1 protein-coding gene is annotated in these 433 nt (G+C 58.2%); it reads left to right on the top strand.

The window, feature by feature from the left end:
- On the top strand, positions 1-431 hold a 431-nt coding region (locus ACTHUR_RS21570), incomplete at its 5' end, for a macro domain-containing protein (RefSeq protein ID WP_440400862.1).
- Positions 432-433: the final 2 nt, after the last annotated feature.

Genomic DNA, 433 nt, shown 5'->3' with positions numbered 1-433 from the left:
GTGGTGTGGACGGCGCGATTCACCGCGCGGCGGGACGGGAGTTGTTGGAAGCGTGCAGAAAGTTGAACGGCTGCCGCACGGGCGAAGCGAAAATCACCCAAGGCTATCGGCTGCCGGCGAAATTTGTGATTCATACCGTCGGGCCGGTTTGGTTCGGCGGACATCGCAGCGAAGCGGTCAAGCTGGCGGAGGCGTATCAAAATTCCCTGCTGTTGGCGCAAGAACACGGCATCCGCAGCATCGCCTTCCCCTGTATCAGCACAGGCGTGTACCGTTTCCCCGCCGACTTGGCTGCCGAAACCGCTTTGGCGATTTTGAAAAAAACCTTGCCGCAGTGTCCGTCTGTCGAAAAAATCGTTTTCTGTTGCTATTCGCCGCAGGATGCCGAACGCTATCGGACATTGTTGGAACGGGACGGAGCGGTCGTCTGAAA

The organism is Neisseria sp. P0021.S007 (genome assembly GCF_051956855.1).
Note: the sequence above shows the minus strand (reverse complement) of the source record. Positions and strands in the feature narration are given on the sequence as shown.